Annotated in this window: 14 protein-coding genes and 3 pseudogenes; 7 read left to right on the top strand and 10 right to left on the bottom strand. The window is 60.0% G+C overall.

All coding sequences use genetic code 11. The features are described from left to right. The 6 genes from ACN0SD_RS01070 (at position 1) to ubiV (ending at position 4,277) form a co-directional block, all read left to right on the top strand. Positions 1-750 carry a lipoate--protein ligase family protein gene (locus ACN0SD_RS01070; protein ID WP_417806748.1) on the top strand — a complete coding sequence of 250 codons (750 nt, stop codon included), beginning with the start codon at positions 1-3 and terminating at the stop codon, positions 748-750. Between the two features lie 99 nt (positions 751-849). After that, positions 850-1,110, top strand: a complete 261-nt coding sequence (locus ACN0SD_RS01065) for a hypothetical protein (RefSeq protein WP_417806365.1) — start codon at positions 850-852, stop codon at positions 1,108-1,110. Between the two features lie 374 nt (positions 1,111-1,484). Further along, positions 1,485-1,841, top strand: a complete 357-nt coding sequence (locus tag ACN0SD_RS01060) for a hypothetical protein (protein ID WP_417806364.1) — start codon at positions 1,485-1,487, stop codon at positions 1,839-1,841. Beyond that, a complete protein-coding gene (ubiT, locus tag ACN0SD_RS01055; protein ID WP_417806363.1) occupies positions 1,838-2,365 on the top strand; it encodes a ubiquinone anaerobic biosynthesis accessory factor UbiT in 528 nt (175 codons plus the stop codon). Before ACN0SD_RS01060 ends, ubiT begins: the two co-directional genes overlap by 4 nt. Next, positions 2,362-3,360, top strand: a complete 999-nt coding sequence (gene ubiU / locus ACN0SD_RS01050) for a ubiquinone anaerobic biosynthesis protein UbiU (protein ID WP_417806362.1) — start codon at positions 2,362-2,364, stop codon at positions 3,358-3,360. The genes ubiT and ubiU overlap by 4 nt, the downstream gene beginning before the upstream one ends. A gap of 5 nt (positions 3,361-3,365) precedes the next feature. Continuing rightward, positions 3,366-4,277 (top strand): ubiquinone anaerobic biosynthesis protein UbiV, encoded by a 912-nt coding sequence (ubiV, locus tag ACN0SD_RS01045; protein ID WP_417806361.1) that lies wholly within the window; start codon positions 3,366-3,368, stop codon positions 4,275-4,277. Positions 4,278-4,391: 114 nt separating this feature from the next. On the opposite strand, the gene ACN0SD_RS01040 is transcribed toward ubiV, so the two are convergent. The 10 genes and pseudogenes from ACN0SD_RS01040 to ACN0SD_RS00995 form a co-directional block, all read right to left on the bottom strand. After that, positions 4,392-5,306: an FAD:protein FMN transferase gene (locus tag ACN0SD_RS01040; RefSeq protein WP_417806360.1), complete on the bottom strand. Its 915-nt coding sequence runs from the start codon at positions 5,304-5,306 to the stop codon at positions 4,392-4,394. Position 5,307: 1 nt separating this feature from the next. Continuing rightward, positions 5,308-5,877, bottom strand: coding sequence for a nitrous oxide reductase accessory protein NosL (locus ACN0SD_RS01035; protein WP_417806359.1), 570 nt, complete (start codon positions 5,875-5,877; stop codon positions 5,308-5,310). Further along, on the bottom strand, positions 5,874-6,695 hold the full coding sequence (locus ACN0SD_RS01030; protein WP_417806358.1) for an ABC transporter permease: 822 nt from the start codon (positions 6,693-6,695) through the stop codon (positions 5,874-5,876). Before ACN0SD_RS01030 ends, ACN0SD_RS01035 begins: the two co-directional genes overlap by 4 nt. After that, positions 6,692-7,591, bottom strand: coding sequence for an ABC transporter ATP-binding protein (locus tag ACN0SD_RS01025; protein ID WP_417806357.1), 900 nt, complete (start codon positions 7,589-7,591; stop codon positions 6,692-6,694). The genes ACN0SD_RS01030 and ACN0SD_RS01025 overlap by 4 nt, the downstream gene beginning before the upstream one ends. Then, positions 7,548-8,887 (bottom strand): annotated as a pseudogene (locus ACN0SD_RS01020) (nitrous oxide reductase family maturation protein NosD). Before ACN0SD_RS01020 ends, ACN0SD_RS01025 begins: the two are co-directional and overlap by 44 nt. 3 nt (positions 8,888-8,890) lie before the next feature. Beyond that, positions 8,891-10,837: pseudogene (gene nosZ / locus ACN0SD_RS01015) on the bottom strand (TAT-dependent nitrous-oxide reductase). 5 nt (positions 10,838-10,842) lie between these two features. Further along, the gene (locus ACN0SD_RS01010; protein ID WP_417806356.1) at positions 10,843-13,050 is read right to left on the bottom strand and encodes a 4Fe-4S binding protein; all 2,208 of its coding nucleotides are present in this window, start codon (positions 13,048-13,050) and stop codon (positions 10,843-10,845) included. A 163-nt stretch (positions 13,051-13,213) separates the two neighbouring features. Continuing rightward, positions 13,214-13,358, bottom strand: a pseudogene (locus tag ACN0SD_RS01005) (IS3 family transposase); the annotation flags it as partial. Between the two features lie 33 nt (positions 13,359-13,391). Beyond that, complete coding sequence (locus tag ACN0SD_RS01000) at positions 13,392-13,625, bottom strand: hexameric tyrosine-coordinated heme protein (protein ID WP_417806355.1); 234 nt, start codon at positions 13,623-13,625, stop codon at positions 13,392-13,394. 40 nt (positions 13,626-13,665) lie between these two features. Beyond that, a complete protein-coding gene (locus ACN0SD_RS00995; protein ID WP_417806354.1) occupies positions 13,666-14,073 on the bottom strand; it encodes an RrF2 family transcriptional regulator in 408 nt (135 codons plus the stop codon). A gap of 87 nt (positions 14,074-14,160) precedes the next feature. On the opposite strand from ACN0SD_RS00995, the gene ACN0SD_RS00990 reads away from it, so the two are divergent. After that, entirely contained in the window at positions 14,161-14,610 is a 450-nt protein-coding gene (locus tag ACN0SD_RS00990) for a group III truncated hemoglobin (RefSeq protein ID WP_417806353.1), read from the top strand.

The raw sequence follows: 14,610 nt of genomic DNA, 5'->3' as shown, positions 1-14,610 counted from the left end.
ATGACAGCGGTGGATAGTCCGGTGCGAGAATTGGTGCTTGCCGACGCACTGGAATGGGAGGCTGCACGTTTGGCAAACATCGCCGCAGGGCGTTGCTGCGCCGCTGCTCTGCTTTGGTCCTGCGAACGCGCGCTGGTTGCGCCCGCAAGCCTCAGCCGACAACCCGGATTTAAGCGCGCATGTTCACGCGCCAATGACGCAGGCTGGCCGGTTCATCTGCGCGCCACAGGCGGCGATCTGGTGCCGCAGGGCCCTGACATTGTGAACTTATCGCTGTTGTTCCGCGCCCCTCCGGGCGCAGCTTTCGGGCTTGAGGATGCCTATAGGCAACTAACCTCTCCGATTTGCGAGGCTCTTTCTGATGCAGGTATAAGCGCGAGTTATGGGGCCGTGCCGGGGGCCTTTTGTGACGGACGATTCAACATCACGATAGCAGGGCGAAAGTTCGCGGGAACTGCACAGCGCTGGCGCCCGATGCCGGATGGAAATGCAGTTCAGAGTCATGCCCTGATGCTCATGCGCTCTTTAGATGGGAACTCGGTCGCGACGCTGAACCGATTCTATCATGATTGCGGCATAAACCGCGCTATTGATGCCGGTGCACATGTCGGATTGCACGACCTGTTTCCGAAGGACATAGCCAAGCTGGCACAGCACCGATTCCTGCGCATGATCGCTGTCCGGGCGCGAGCATCGTTGGCGCGCGCCCCTACTGCGAAGAGAAGGATTTTATCGCGAAGTGTTAGGTAGAAAGGGACTGTTGCGTTAGCCGAGCGGAGCGTGACTGTCGACGCCTCACCCATCCACCGCTGGATAGGTAGGTTTGGCCCTAGTTGCGTAGGCGTGCCTATGGCGCACATCGCTCCTAGCGCGGGCCGCAATGGTCTATCGAGCGCGAGCACCTTGAACCGTCGCCTCAAGATCGATCATGTTGCCCATAAGCCGCGATTGCGATCCATGCGCGGCTTTCTCACACTCGCCGGAGCCAAGGCTCCGCTTATAGCCATCGGAACCTTCTGCACCATCCATAAAGGACAGTTCGAAAATTGCGAAACCGGGGTGATCAACGAGATCGACTTCGTTGCCAGACCGTTCTCGGACACGGCATGACCGGATAGCACTATCAGCCTTAGCTGCGGGTTATTGGCGTTAATGCAACGGACGCTTGGCGGATGATAAAACTTGTCGCCCCCTGACCAACCGTCAACCCGGAATACAGACAGGAAAGCGCAGCCTCGGGATGACTGCGAACTGGATACTGATGCAGTGTCGCGTCTCGATCAACGCGGCGTGGGTGAGGTGGTACATAATTTTGGCCCGCTGATTGCGCGCGAGAGCGAACCGGCCATGCGCATAAACATGCGCAGACCGTAATCGGTAGAAGTGGCAAGACGCATTGTTGCTGTTCGATGCTGTCGTATGGGTATTTACAATACCCATTAGTAGGCGTAGTTGCGATTGAAAATGGAGAAGGCCCGAATTCCATGGCCATTGTCAGCGCATCACCGCAGATCGCCTCTACCCGGGCAGCCATGACGGCTGCCATCATGGCAGGAACAGGTCTGAACGAAGATTTGCTGCGCAACCACATGCTCCGATTCTATGACAAGGTTTGCCGCGCCCCGGTGCTCGGCCCGATCCTCACCGCGCGAGACCTGCACTCTACGGGTTCAACGCATGTCACCCTTTCACCGGTTCGAGATCGGGCGATGAGCGCAACTGGACAATTCGCCTCGCGGCCCCGCAGGGCCGCGAGATCGATCCGCAACCCCAATTTCCTGCCGGTCAGCCCGATCGTGACCTGCCCCGGTACGGCTGTAGAATGGGACTCACTATCATGAGCATGACTTCCGATACCCATCCCCATGCACCCAAACGCAAGGCAGTCCTATCGCGACTTGCCTGCGGGCTTGCGCAGCCGATCCTAACCCGAGTCGTCCGGCGCATCGCGTCTCGGCATCCGACACTTTTCGCGCGGCTGGGTGCGCATCAAACAACTGATTTTCTGATCGATCCGCTAGAGCTTCCTTTTGCGCTCCACCTGCGCCCCGACCCGCAGGCGCTGGTGTTGCGCGCTGTCCCGCGCCATGCCGCACCAAGCGCGGGCGCAGTGATCCGGGGGAAGTTCATGCTGCTGCTGGAGTTGCTTGACTCGGAAGAAGATGGCGATGCTGCATTCTTTTCCCGCGACCTCGAAGTTTCGGGGGATACCGAGGCCGTAGTGCGACTGCGCAACGCGCTGGATGATATCGACGGCTCGATTGCCGAAGAAGCGGCCGAAATGTTCGGGGCGCCCGGTCGCGCGATACTGGCCCGGCTGCGGCGCGCCTATCCAAACGATGCGAAAGGAAATGACCCGAGATGAGCCTCGCTGAATTGATTTGCCCTGCCGGGACACCAGCCGCGCTGCGCACCGCCGTCGATGCGGGCGCTGACGCCGTGTATTGCGGCTTTCAGGATGCCACCAATGCGCGGAACTTTCCCGGGCTGAACTTTACCCCGGAAGAGCTGGGCGATTCCGTCGCCTATGCCCACGCCAAGGGCACCAAGGTTTTGCTGGCCCTCAATACCTATCCGCCTGCGGGCAAGGTCGACCTTTGGCGACAGGCAGCCGATACCGGGGCGCGGCTTGGTGTCGATGCCTTCATCGTCGCCGATATGGGTGTGGCCGACTACATCGCGCGCACGCATCCCGCTATCCGTCTGCACCTGTCCGTGCAGGCCGCAGCCTCAAGCCCCGAGGCGATCCGCTACTACTGCGAGAACTTCGGGGTTAAGCGCGTTGTCCTACCACGCATCCTGACGATCCCCGAGATCCGCGAGATCCGCAAGGAAATCCCCTGCGAGATTGAGACCTTCATTTTCGGCAATCACGGACTGATGGTCGAAGGTCGGTGTAGCCTGACAAATTATCTTACGGGGCAGTCCACAAATATGGACGGGGTCTGTTCCCCGGCCTCGGACGTGGAATATGCCCGCCACGAGGATGGCTCAATGTCTTCGAAACTCGCGGGCTTCACCATCGATTGCTTCGGCGCTGATGAGAAGGCTGGATATCCCACGATCTGCAAGGGCCGCTACACCGCGCCGCACCGTTCCGAGGGTTACTATGCTTTCGAGGAACCGATCAGCCTCAACCTTTCGCGGCTCTTGCCCGAACTTATCGACGCGGGCGTTCATGCCTTCAAGATCGAGGGGCGGCAACGCTCAAAGAGCTACGTGCGCGGCGTAGTAACGGCGTTCCGCAAGGCCGTGGATGACATTCGTGCGGGACGGCCGGCGAACATGGCCGATCTGGTTGCGCTGACCGAAGGGCAGAAACAAACCCAGGGCGCGTTCGAAACAAAAAAATGGCGGTGAGAGAGATGACAAAACTGACCCTTGGCCCGATCGCCTATCATTGGTCCGCAGAGACGCGCCGCGACTTCTATGCCCGGATCGCCGACGAAGCCCCGGTAGATGAGGTCTACCTAGGAGAGGTAATCTGCTCCAAACGGGCCCCCTTCCACGAAGCCGATCTGCCGGCCACGATCGAGCGCCTGCAACGCGCGGGCAAGACGGTGATCCTCTCCACCCTGGCCGAGGTCATGCTGAAGCGCGAGCGCAAGGCCACCGACGATCTGGTCGAGATGGACGGCCCTGAGATCGAGATCAACAATGCCGCTGGCCTATATGCGCGGGGCAAGCGCTCGCATCGCGTCGGCGCGTTCATGAATGTCTATAACGAGGCCACGATCGCCTGGATGGCTGGGCAGGGGGCGACCCATGTCTGCCTGCCCAGCGAGATGCCCGCCCCGGCTATTGCCGTTGCAGCGCAGGCAGCGCGCGATCTTGAATTGGGCGTCGAGGTGCAGGTCTTTGGCAGGGCATCGCTTGCGGTGTCGGCGCGTTGCTACCACGCCCGTGCCCATGGCCGTACCAAAGACAATTGCCAGTTCGTCTGCGAGAATGACGCGGACGGGATGCCGCTGCGCACCACGGATGACCGGCCAATCCTGAGGGTGAACGGCATCCAGACCCAGTCCGAAAGCTATGTCGATCTGCTGCCCGAAACCGCGCGGCTGGTGGCTGACGGTGTCACCCATCTTCGGCTGATGCCGCAGGCGGTGGACATGGTGGCGGTGGCTTGTGCCTTCCGTGGCGCGTTGGACGAAACTATTGCCCTGGAAGAGGCGGAAGCATCGCTTTGCGAGCTTTGCGGGACGACTCGCTTCAGCAACGGCTTCTATCATGGGCAGGCCGGCTATCGGCGCATCGCCATGGCCTCTCAGGCCTGAGCGCACGCAGGAGAGCAGTCCGGTCCATTTCAGCGCCGCCCGAGAGAGTCGGCGCGTGTGCCATTTACCGGCAACGCGGATGCATCGCGCATCGACATGCAAATGCGGCCGCGTTCAGATGAGCGCTTCCAGCCGCGTCTCGGGGAACCTGCGAAGCGTGTCCATGATCGTCGACCGGTCGGGCATCAAGCAAGCCGCCGTCGAGAGCGCGTCTGCCAGCGCCGCAGACTTGTCGCTTATGCTGATTTGATGCCAGATGGCGCGCACGGGTTGGCCGGTTCGTGGATCTAGGATGTGTCCGGCAAGCCCCGCTTTATCGAACACCATGCCAAGAGGGGCTGATGTTGCAAGGGCCCGATTGGAAAGTTCGCGTTGCCCCACATCTTTTATGGTGACGGGCCAGCCACCACCGCCAGGCCGACCGCCAAGCGCGCGGATCTCGCCGGTATTGACCAGGATGTTGCTGAGCCCCGCCTCGCCCAGAAGTGCGGTGATCCGATCGGCGATGTAGCCTTGAGCAACGCCGTTCAAGGTTAGCGCCATCCCGGGGGCGAGCGCGATCCGAGTACTGTCGAACTGCACACGCGACCAGCCGGTCCGGGCCAACGCCGCGTCGATCTGCACCGCGTCAGGTGCCGCCCCTGCCACGTAGGAGTCGGCATGAAGCGTCCAGAGCGGCTGCACGGTGGGATCGAAGCGCCCAGCGGTGGCGTGATGAATGCTGGCGCAAAGCGAGAGACATTCGAGAAGTTCGAACGGTGGATCGTCGAGCTGGCCCATAGCGTTGAGCCGCGACAGCGCCGAGTCCGGCTGATAGAGGCTGAATATAGCCTCAAGTCGCGCGATCTCGATACGGGCGCTTTCGGTTATCGCCTCGGCATCGGGATGGGCCAGGATGATCTCTGCTCCGGCCCCGAGCGCCACGCCATGCCAGCGGTAGAGGGTGGGTGCGGCCTGGCTGGGCAGGCCAGCAAGCGCGACACAACCGGCGCTTATCGACAGAAACCTACGGCGGGTAAATAGGGTCATCTCAGTCTCCGATTTCTCTGGAAAGCGCACGAAGTCTTTTTTGATAGTTCAACTCGTCGCTATCTGCCGTGTCGGGCGCGATTTCGACCGGTGTTAGAACATCAGCATCCGGGATTTCGTCCAACTGCATCACGGTGCCGCCATAGCGTGTGGCAAATTTCTCCGCCTCGGTGGTACTTGTGAACGGAATAAATTCGGGCGCGCCCATGCCGCCTGTCCGGGTTGAGCCGAGAACGTAGAACGCATCGGCCGCGTTGATCCAGTTGTCTGCGCCGGGGGCGTCCCAGCTAGGGGCCGAGCCCATATCGCTGACATAGATTACGCGGATCGTATCGCTCTGCTCGGGAAGCCGCTGATAGGCGATCGCATCACGGATCTGCGAGAAAAATAGCGGTTGTGGCATTCCGGCGAGATAAACTTGCGCCTTCGGGCCGACATGTTCCAGCAGGTTCATCTGGCAATAGTGACCAACTGCTGCAGCGGTCATGGTTGTCGGGGATGGCAGGTCTGCGGCTTCATCTCGGCAGGCCACCAACGCGATCAGGGCAACGGCGAGGAGGGTGGATTTCATGGAACGACCCTCTTGATTGCGACTAACGCCAATGCGAGTGCGGCGAAGGGCCACAGGACGAGCGACAGGAGAGGCTGCCAAGCCGGTATCGTCTGGGCGGCGCCAGACAGGCCCGAAGCCGCAGCCGTGGCCTCTGATACGGACAGGTTGTACAGGCGGAACGCATCTGCCGGGTTGGCGGTCAATAGCCAAGGAAAGACTCTGGTCGTCAGCGTGCCGCCATCATCGGCGACAATCACCGCGAGCAAGCCGAGATCATATAGAACGACTGCCGTCAGCCACAGCGCGATGGCAAGCCCCGCCGCGCTGGCCGGGCGTCGCGACAGCGCCGACAGGGTATATCCTGCTGCGAGAAACGTCGCGCCAAGCAGGACCGATGTCCAAATCAACCGCCAGAGCGCCGGCAAGCCCTGAACCGAGCTCGGATCGGCAGCGGCCGTCACCACAGCGGCAGAACCATAGCCAAGGGTAACAGCCAGTGCGATGATCCCGAGATGCGCCACAAGCTTGCCGAGGATCAGCTCGAAGCGGGACAGCGGATAGGTCAGCAGCAAGGGCAGCGTGCCACGTTCGGTCTCGCCCGCGACGGCATCGAAGGCCATCAACAACGCCACCAGCGGCACTAGGTAGACTGCGAGCGAAGTGAGGCTGGCCACCGTCACCGACAATCGATCGGCGCCGAGCGCCCCTGTCGGGGCGCTTCCCGCGGCGGCGAGGACGACCGAGAATGTGACCATTATCGCAATCGAAATCGCAACCCAACGGTTGCGCAATGCGATGCGAAATTCGATCACGGCAGTGGCAAGAAGGCGCATCACAGCACCGCCCCCCGGCTGAAATGGCTGTAGATGTCTTCAAGGCTCGGCGGTATCACATCGAGATCTGCGACGTGATCGCTAAGCTCCGTGATCCGCGCCAGCAGAGCCAGCTTGGCCTCTTGCGCACATTCCAGATGCAGCTGCCCCCCTAGCTCCAGCGTGGCATCCGGCAGGGCTTGGGCAAGGACGGGCAGAGCCCCCTCTCGCGGGGTAACGACAAGCGCGACTGGCAGCGCCGCCTGCTTTCGCAGCTCTGCCAGCGACCCGGTGGCAGCGACGACGCCGTTCGACAGGATGATGATGCGGTCGGTACGCGCCTCGACTTCGGTCAGGGCGTGGCTGGATAGCAGAATCGCTGTGCCACGCCGCGCCAAGTCGTCGAGAAGTGTGTAAAAATCACGTCGCGAGATCGGATCCAGACCGCTCGTCGGCTCATCCAGAACCATCAGCTCAGGGGCACCGATCAATGCCTGCGCCAAGCCGACGCGCTGCCGCATTCCCTTCGAATATGTGCCGATCCGGCGGCGTGCGGCATCGCCCATACCTACGCGATCAAGTAAGGACGGCGCCAGCGCTGGCGTCTCGCCGCGCAGCCTAAGATAGTAGCGGATCTGCTCCAACCCTGTCAGGGCTGGGTGGAAGGCGACATTTTCGGGCAGATAGGCCACAGCGCGACGCGCCCGAGCGGTTCCCGGTGCAGCGCCTGCGACGCTTACCTCTCCCCCGTCGCGCGACATTAGGCCAAGCACGATCTTCATCAGGGTTGATTTGCCCGCGCCATTATGACCCAGCAGCGCGACACGCTCTCCTGCGGCCACCTCCAGCGAGACATCCGAAAGCGCGGTCACGCCGTTAAAACCCTTGGTGATATGCGAAAGGGATAGCGTCTGCGTCATCTGTCACTCTCTCGCCCCAGCGGGCACCGTCATGGTTTCGAGCCGCTCGATGGCATCGGGAACCGGAATTGCGATTGGGGTGGTGCTTGGAAAGCTGTCCACGACCCCGCCGGGAAGCGTCGCGGGAAAGCTAGTCTGAGACCAGCGGACAAGCTGGACGGCGGGTGAGCCCAGCAGCAGCGATGCGGCAGGCTGAGACCACAGGATATGGTCCATCAGATCGTTGGGGCGAAAGGGACCGTCGGCGACACCATCGCCATCCAGATCGAATGTGGGATGATCCGACCAATAGTTGCCACGGCCCTCGAAACTCCATTCCACGTCTTTCGTGCCGACATATTTGACCTGCGTACGGTTGCCGATAAACGCGTTGCCAGACAACACGTTGCGTTCTGATCCGGCGGTAAAGTGGATGCCGATATCACACCCCTCGAAACGGTTGCCGACAATCACGTTGCGATGGGCGTTGTAGATGAATGTGCATTTCTGCGCGCCACGCACTAGATTGCCGCGGATATCGGCGTCGTTGACATAGTTTAGCATGATCCCGTGATCGCGGTCCTGCAGTGACAGGTTGCCCACAACCTTGATGCGGCTCGAGAACATTAGCGCATAGCCAAGATGGCTCCCGATCGAGATGTTGCCGGAGACCTCGGAATCGTTCGCATACATGTAATGGATGGCAAAACGGAGATCGCGGAAGACGTTGTCGCGAAAGATGTTCTTGCGCGAGGTGTTGACGAATATGCCGTCACGGCCAAGCCGGATCGAATTGCCCTCGATGACGGTGCCCGGTGCGTTCCAGACATAAAAGCCGTTGCCGCGTGCGTTCATGCGGTGATCGTCACGCCCGACAATTTTATTGCCACGCGCAAGGGTATCTTTCGCGCCATGAATATCAACGCCGTAGAGATTGCCGAGGATGCGGTTGTCTTCGATCACGGCTCCGGTCGCGGGCTTGATTAACCGGATACCGGAATCGATAGTGTCATGCGATGAGCCGGACCCGACAATTTCGAGGCCCCTAACGGTTATATTGGGGCCGGACAGGGTGATCACGCTGCCCTTACCATGGGCGTCGATCACCGCTACCCCGCCGCCGTCAAGCGTGAGTGCACGATCCAGAACCACCGGGCCATCGTAACGGCCCGGCGCAAGGATAAGTTCATCGCCGACGTCTGCATTGGAGATGGCCTGCACCAGCGCCCCCGGTCCCGGTGTGACTTGAATCGTCCCCGCCCCGACCTGCAAGGCCGAGACTATGAGAATGAAAACAAGTGACCCGAGGCGTGGCATGGTTCAGACGCCAGCCGGTTCGACCAGCATCCGGCCGCGCATCTCCATGTGAAGCGCATGGCAGAACCATTGGCAGTAGTACCAGTGAACGCCGGGCCGGTCGGCCGTGAACGTGACGGAGGCGGTGGCCTGCGGGCCAATCTCCATCGCGACTCCGTAATTGTTCAGCGTGAAGCCGTGCGTCAGATCATCGACATCATCGATATTGGTAACATAGATCGTCACCTCGTCGCCTTGTCGCACCGTGAACTTCTCTAGACTGAAAACTGGCGCCATCGAATACATGTAGACCCGCACCTTGTTGCCATCGCGGATTACCTCTTCGCTACCTTCCTCTAGGTCGACCCCGTCGGCTTCTGCCTGCTTGCGCGCGTCTTCCCACATCGGGTCGTCACGGTTCCAGACGCTCAATGGGTTGACGATATCGCGCCGGACCAAAACCACGTCATGGGGCTCGGCAAAGGCTGGGCCATCGTGGACCACTTTCATGTCATCGGTGGCGATGTCGATAAGCTGTTCGTTCTCAGGCTACAGCGGGCCGACGTTGATGAATCGATCCTTCGAGAACTTGTTCAGCGAAAGCAACCACTTGCCATCGGCCTCCTTGGTCTCGCCCATTGTAGTGTGGTTGTGACCGGGCTGATAGTGCACATCGACCTTCGAGATGATCGGATCGACCTCGTCCCCCGCATGGGCCTTGATCGCCGTTTCGATGTTCCACTTGACCACCTGGCTGTCGATGAAGAGCGTAGTATACGCCATGCCGTTGCCGTCAAAGGCAGTATGAAGCGGACCGAGACCAAGCTCCGGCTCTGCGACCACGGCCGAACGCGGGTCGGCATCGGTATCGAATAGGGCGTCAAGTTTGCGCACGTCAATCACTGAACAGGTCGGCGACAGCTTGCCGTTTATAATGACATATTTGCCATCCGGCGCGGTGTTGCAGCCATGCGGGCTGTTGGGGATCGGAATGTAGCGGGTATACTTCTTGTTCTGTCCCTTGCGCCCGTCGATCACCGGAACGCCATTCAGCATCTCAACGTCGCCGCTTGCGACACCTTTCTCGATCTCCTTGATGTTGAAGACCACGACATGGTCCATTTCGTTTTCGGTCATCTCGGCGAGGTTCATCCCCATTTCCGAATTATACGAGGTCGAGAACGCGTATTTTCCCTGATAGTCGCAATCGCAGTTGTCGAGGTTTCCCGACACCATCACCTGCCAAGCGACCGTCATCTCGTCCCCGTCGATAGCAGTGAAGAAGTTCACGTATTTATCCGGCTCATCCAAGATTTTGCCATCGTTGACCATCGGCGTCTCATCTTCGCCATTGGCGAACACATAGCCGGTGCGCGGGAATTTCTGTGGGCGCAGACCGTGGATCGCATGGGCGTTGGGGATTTCAATGATCCGGTCGCATTTCATCACGTCGCAGCGCACGCGCGCGACGCGGGTGTTCGCCTTGTCATTCATGAACACATAGCGCCCATCATAGGTGCCATCGGTGAATGACATATGCGGATGATGCAGGTCGCCGTTGTCATAGGTCACTCTGCCGCGCTTGGCGAGAAACTCCTTCGTCTCGGGCAATAGGCCTTCGGTCAGAATCTTGAGGGACTCATTGGTCATTCCCCAGCCGGTGGCCGAGCATCGGTTGAAGACTGGAACGCGAATCAATTCCCGCATCGACGGGAAACCCAGAATGCGCATCTCGCCAGCCTGACCCGAAGACCAGAAGCCATAATACTCGTCCAACTCACCCGGAGCGAGCTCGAATTTCGACTCTTGCGCGCTTGCCGAAGTCGCGCCGAGCGCCGTCGCAAGTCCGGCCGCGCCGCCCATGAGTGCCATTCGCGATCCAGCCGCGCCGCCCAACAGTGCCGCACCGCTTGCCGTCGCGCCGATAAGACTACGGCGGCTCAGACCCTTCTTTTCGGTATCGTTAGCCATGATTGCTATCCTCTTAGATTGGATGGGTTCTCGGTCGTGGGTTTGTTCTTGATGAAGCGATCCAAGCTCGCCGTGCTTTCAGCACCGACCGCGCGCCTTTTCAGTTTCCGGATAACGACCGGGCATTTGGTGTCGGACTGATACAGAACTTGGCAATGCATACAGTTTACGCATTCGTTCGGGTTGATCTCGCCGGTGGGATGAATTGCTTGAACGGGGCATTCGATGGCGCAGGTCTGGCAGGGATTCCCGCATTCCTGATACCGCTTGAGCCAGTCAAACATTCGGATGCGCGCCGGAATCGCGAGCGCGGCGCCCAAGGGGCAGAGATATCGGCAATAGAACCGCTCGACGAACAGACCTGCGACCAACACGGCCAGCGCGTAAGCGACGAATGGCCAGGCGCGGATGAACTTGAGCACGATTGCCGTCTTGAATGGCTCGACCTCGGCCAGATGCTCGGCCTGATCGATTGATGCCAGAGAGGCTCCGAATAGACCCAAAAATATTATGTATTTAATCGGCCAAAGACGTTCATGCAGGCCCCACGGCAATGTCCATTGTGGGACATGCAAGGCGCGTGCGATGCGGTTGGTGAGCTCCTGAAGCGCACCGAACGGGCACAGCCATCCACAATAAGCACCGCGCCCCCAGAAAATCATCGCGGCCGCGACAGAGAACCACAAGATGAAGGTCAGCGGATCGAGCAGGAACGCCTGCCAGCTGAAGCCTGTGACCAGCGTGCCCGCCAATGCCAAAATGTTCACAACCGAAAGCTGGGCGTTGGCATACCAGCCCAGAAAGACCAGCGTGACCGTCAGGAACGACATCCGGAACCAGAACGTGAACCGCTCGGAGCGGGTTACGAAAGTCTGGAAGAAGAACGCCCCGGTAAGCACCAGAAGCATGATGGCCAGCCCGACGATCTCGGGGGTCTTGTCGCGCCAGATGCGTTGCCAAAGGGCTGCTTGGGCGGCCTGCTCGCTTGCGCTTGCAGCCGTGCTCGCTGGAGCGGGGCCGGGCGCGGGCGCCATGATCTTCAGAAAGCGCTCGGGCAGTTGATACGCGAGGTCAAAGGTCGTGAAAACCTTCTCGATCGCTCCGACAGGGCGTTGGACCAGGAGCTGCAACCGGAACGGCTTGGCCGGATCGAAACCGGAATCGGCGGGGATTCGAAACAAATCTACCTCGGGGAACTCCGGGGCACCATCAATGGCAAAGCGGCCCAAGCGACGGTGATCGCGGTCGTGGAAGCGCACCGAAATATCGCCTTGGTCCAACACGATGCGGTCAAAAATGCCGCCGCGAACATAGCCCGACCCCTTGAATGAATAGATCCCGCGCCCGGCGATCACGATCGCGCTGTCGCCCTCCTTCAGCCACGATTCGAGATTGCGGTATTCCGCGTCGCCCAGCAGCGACCGGCCGATGCCGGGAACACTGACCAACGCCGTCCGCATGTCGATGAAAGTTGCGTCGGCGGGCGCCGTCTCGGGACGAGCGGCCGCGCGTTTATCCTCAAGCGTCGCAAAGGCCGTGTTGATCTGTTCCACGTCCAGCGACAATTTGCGGATCGTGCCGTCGCCCTCCAACGTCGCCCAATCACCCGTCACTTGCACCTCGGGATCGATCTCGGGTTGCGGCCCGACGGCGGCAATCGGGGCCGTCAGCCCGCCCAAGCCAAGCCCGCGCGCTACCATGAGCCCGGCGCGCACGATAGAATCGTCGATCACCATCACGGTGACCGTCGCGCCGGAAATAATGTTCAACTTATGCGCCTCGCCGCTCGCCTTGGCTTCGGCTGCAAGATCAAGCCCGACATAGCCAGCAACCATAGCTTGCATCTTTGAATCGGGAATGCCGATTAGCACGATCGGTTCGGAATGCTTGAGAAGCTTCACACCGATCACCTGCGCCTCGGCATTAACGGCAACCATCGTGTGAATCGGCTTCCCAGAGTAGCCCGTGGTGCCGACGAAATCAGAGGTGACAAAGGCCCAGCCGAGGATTTCGTCGCCCTTCAGAACCGATGCCACAGGGAGGTCAGGGCGAATTTCGCCATAGCCATCCGCACCCGCGACCAGATCAGCAGCGGGCATCTTTTCGAGATACCCCGCAAGGACCGGTGTCTGCGCCTGCGCCGAAGCAGCAAGGAACCCAACCGCCACCAAAATAGCGACACGGAGTAAAGTGAGTAAGCTACCGCTGATCATGAACTCATCTCTCCACGGATTGCGACAGATTGTCGCAGCCTCGCACTTGTTACGAAGCACTTCAATGCTTGTCTGACATCAAGCAAACTGGGACTTCAGACCGGTTTGAGCTTTGGAAGCTCTGGTCCGTCTATATGTTTGATTATGCCGCTTGTTTTTGATGTCATAAGCGGCGGTGATGGATCGTCTGTTTTTTTGGTTTCCCCGCGTTCTCGCAGAATGGCTTTGTTACGGCCGCAGTAGACGTCAGCTGGTGTGACGTTGTTCAGGCTTTCGTGGTGGCGCTGGTTGTTTTGGTATTCGACGAAAAACCCGTCCGTCATCGGCCGTTTCGATCGCCGTCACGACACATCCTTCCAGTAGCCGTTGGCCGCAGCGACAGTTGCGAAATGCGTGGCGACGACTTGCGAGACAGAGATCAAAGCCTCAGCATCTTCGGAATATTCGGGGCGCAGACGGTCGCGTATCTCAGGGTCAGGTTGGGTTAGTTTGACCGCCATACGCGCAAGAATAATCGCCAGCGCATAGCCTTCTTCTGGGGTGCTCGTGATCAGGGTGGGCAGCCATGTCGACATGTTGCGTCCTTTCTTCGTTTCGGTGATTTCGACGGCAGCGTCACGCAGCCGTCAGCGCAATGTCTGCAAGAGTCGAGCGATCAAGGTCGGCTAGGAACGCCGTTTCGGCGGCGCGCAAACGGGCCTTCAGCCGACATCGGCCATCAAGAGCGCAACTATTGGTTTCGGGCAGGAAGCATTCGACAAGAGGCAGATCCTCTTCAAGTAAGCGCACGATGTCTCCCAAGAGGATGTCATTCGGGGTCCGCGCCAGCATCGCACCGCCACCGCCTCCGCGCCGCGTTTCCACGATCCCGCCGCGTGACAAGCGCTGCATAATCTTGCTCAGGTGGTTGCGCGACAGGCCAAATTCCGTCGCCAGTTCCGCCGTGGAATAAGCGCGTTCCGGCGCAGCTGCCATGCGCATCAACATGCGCAGGCCGTAGTCCGTAAACGAAGTGAGACGCATATGAGGGTCCGTTCATTGAAGTGGTATTTACAATACCCATTAACAGGTCTATTTCTTGACGCAACACAAATGTCGCAGGAGGCCAGCATGGCCGACACCTCCCGTATCGCATCGGCACGGCCCGAGTTGACACGCACGATCATTGCGCGCACCGGGATTGACTTGGCGGTTTTGACCGACCTCGTGCACCGCTTCTATGAAAAAGTACGCGCAGATGCCGTTCTGGGACCGATATTCGCCAGCCGCATTACCGATTGGCCGCCACATCTGGAGCGGATGGTGTCATTCTGGTCGTCGGTCGCATTGATGACGGGAGCCTATCACGGCGCTCCGGTCCCGGCGCATACGAATTTGCCGGTCATGTGGCGACATTTCGAGCACTGGCTGACGCTGTTCCGCGAGACCGCGCATGAAACCTGCACCCCCGAGGGTGCTGCACATGTGATTGAGCGCGCCGAGCGCATCGCGAGATCGCTTTACATGGCCGTCGAAGACACAGCCAGCACCCGCGAGAACGCCATTCCCACCTTGCGCTGA

Source organism: Thioclava sp. (assembly GCF_048263065.1).
In the GTDB taxonomy this organism is placed as follows: domain Bacteria; phylum Pseudomonadota; class Alphaproteobacteria; order Rhodobacterales; family Rhodobacteraceae; genus Thioclava.
Note: the sequence above shows the minus strand (reverse complement) of the source record. Positions and strands in the feature narration are given on the sequence as shown.

What these genes read in the sequence shown, in the direction of transcription:
- ACN0SD_RS01070 (WP_417806748.1), top strand. Translation starts at nt 1, where the DNA reads ATGACAGCGGTGGATAGTCCGGTGCGAGAATTGGTGCTTGCCGACGCA.
- ACN0SD_RS01065 (WP_417806365.1), top strand. Translation starts at nt 850, where the DNA reads ATGGCGCACATCGCTCCTAGCGCGGGCCGCAATGGTCTATCGAGCGCG.
- ACN0SD_RS01060 (WP_417806364.1), top strand. Translation starts at nt 1,485, where the DNA reads ATGGCCATTGTCAGCGCATCACCGCAGATCGCCTCTACCCGGGCAGCC.
- ubiT (WP_417806363.1), top strand. Translation starts at nt 1,838, where the DNA reads ATGAGCATGACTTCCGATACCCATCCCCATGCACCCAAACGCAAGGCA.
- ubiU (WP_417806362.1), top strand. Translation starts at nt 2,362, where the DNA reads ATGAGCCTCGCTGAATTGATTTGCCCTGCCGGGACACCAGCCGCGCTG.
- ubiV (WP_417806361.1), top strand. Translation starts at nt 3,366, where the DNA reads ATGACAAAACTGACCCTTGGCCCGATCGCCTATCATTGGTCCGCAGAG.
- ACN0SD_RS01040 (WP_417806360.1), bottom strand. Translation starts at nt 5,306, where the DNA reads ATGACCCTATTTACCCGCCGTAGGTTTCTGTCGATAAGCGCCGGTTGT.
- ACN0SD_RS01035 (WP_417806359.1), bottom strand. Translation starts at nt 5,877, where the DNA reads ATGAAATCCACCCTCCTCGCCGTTGCCCTGATCGCGTTGGTGGCCTGC.
- ACN0SD_RS01025 (WP_417806357.1), bottom strand. Translation starts at nt 7,591, where the DNA reads ATGACGCAGACGCTATCCCTTTCGCATATCACCAAGGGTTTTAACGGC.
- ACN0SD_RS01010 (WP_417806356.1), bottom strand. Translation starts at nt 13,050, where the DNA reads ATGATCAGCGGTAGCTTACTCACTTTACTCCGTGTCGCTATTTTGGTG.
- ACN0SD_RS01000 (WP_417806355.1), bottom strand. Translation starts at nt 13,625, where the DNA reads ATGTCGACATGGCTGCCCACCCTGATCACGAGCACCCCAGAAGAAGGC.
- ACN0SD_RS00995 (WP_417806354.1), bottom strand. Translation starts at nt 14,073, where the DNA reads ATGCGTCTCACTTCGTTTACGGACTACGGCCTGCGCATGTTGATGCGC.
- ACN0SD_RS00990 (WP_417806353.1), top strand. Translation starts at nt 14,161, where the DNA reads ATGGCCGACACCTCCCGTATCGCATCGGCACGGCCCGAGTTGACACGC.